Genomic DNA, 1,679 nt, shown 5'->3' on the forward strand with positions numbered 1-1,679 from the left:
TCAATGACTATGAACGTCAACTTAAAGCTGGAGTTCCTACTACAGAAATAACTTTCGATCCTGTTAGCTTAGGAATAAAAGGAGCTACTTTCTGGGAAGAAAAAGCAGCTAAAGAAGCTAAATAATACCTAAATTATAAATACCTAAAAATAGAGAGGATAATATATATTATCCTCTTTTTAATTTGTAAAATAATTAAATTTTTTGAATAAAGTTCCTTAATTTTATCAATACTATAAATAAAATTGATTTAATTCGGAGGCTTATATGTACATAAATTTCAAAGAAATAAACCCAACTTTACTGAATACACTTATTCAAAAATTTAATTTAAAACCTCAAGATACTACCATTTTATATAAATTAACGAATACCATAGAAAAAAAATACGATGACTTCGAAAGATCTATATCTCCTTATTTATTTGTAGACAATACATACTATATATCATGCGATGATTGTATTTATAAAATAACTAGTAAGCTTGAATCGTCCAGTAAAATATCTACTGAAAATTTAATATCTTCAGTAAAGACAAAAATATCTAAAGACGATGTTTTTAAAATGTACGACAATTTGAATTCATTATTTACTATATTTAAAAACGATATTCCTCAGAGTCAAATTAAAATAATAAATCTTCAAGATACACCAAAGCAAAAAACACTAAAATACGCATATATCAATGGCTCTCTACTCATATAAAAACCTTATATAAGGTAGAAAAGATTTCTTATAAATTTGATTTTTTATATACTTTTAAATATAATTATTTTTATAACATCATTTACTTTTTTACGTTAAAATACTTTTTAAACGGGGGAATTTACTATGGACAAAATTATAAAAGCTCTGACAAAATCAAGACCTTTTCATAATTTAAGCGAAAAAGCTTTGCAGGAAATAACGCCTTTATTAAAGGGAACTGTTAAATTTTTTGAAAAAGGCGCACTATTACTAGATGAAGGAGAATACGTAGATTATATTGGTATAATTTTAAGTGGTAAACTAGCCGTATCTAACTTTTACTCTACTGGTGATGAAAGCCTAGTAAACAAATTAGAACCATCTTACTCCTTTGGACTAGAAATAACTTGCACCTATGAAAAAATCAGTCCATTTTCTATATATGCTTTGACTGATTCCGAAGTGTTTATATTTAACCAAGATGCAATATTTAAAAAAGGATTTATTCCAGAAGAATACAGATCTATAATTTTACAAGATGTACTTAAATTTATTGCAAATGAAAATATGCGAAAATATTATAAAATAAAAATAATATCTCATTACAAATTAAGACAAAAAATAATAGCTTATTTACTATTTGAAAAGCAAAAAAATAACAGCAATATTTTTACAATTCCTTATAATCGAGAAGAGCTTTCAAAATACCTTTGTGTAAACAGAAGTGCTCTATCACACGAATTAAGTGCTATGCAGAAGGAAGGGTTAATTAAATTTGATAAAAATAGATTTGAAATAATTTCTATTAACCTATAAATTTTTAAGTTATTTTAAAAACTTAGTTAAATATTTAACTTTTTTATTTTTACGTTGTCACAACAACTTATTTATCAATTTTATTAATATATAATATAAACATAATAAAAATATAAATTATAAATAAAAAACAAAATTGTGGGAGGATGTTTGTTATGGGATTCAAATCAGATATT

The 1,679-nt window shown here is 24.3% G+C and carries 2 protein-coding genes; both read left to right on the forward strand.

Features of this window, described 5'->3' with window-relative positions; all coding sequences use genetic code 11:
- Window positions 1–267: 267 nt before the first annotated feature.
- A complete protein-coding gene (locus tag ACI3VO_RS01880; RefSeq protein WP_439756281.1) occupies window positions 268–705 on the forward strand; it encodes a hypothetical protein in 438 nt (145 codons plus the stop codon).
- Between the two features lie 126 nt (window positions 706–831).
- Window positions 832–1,503 (forward strand): Crp/Fnr family transcriptional regulator, encoded by a 672-nt coding sequence (locus tag ACI3VO_RS01885; protein ID WP_439756282.1) that lies wholly within the window; start codon window positions 832–834, stop codon window positions 1,501–1,503.
- The last annotated feature ends 176 nt before the right edge of the window (window positions 1,504–1,679 follow it).

The organism is Intestinibacter sp., from assembly GCF_051866655.1.
Taxonomy (GTDB): Bacteria; Bacillota; Clostridia; order Peptostreptococcales; family Peptostreptococcaceae; genus Intestinibacter.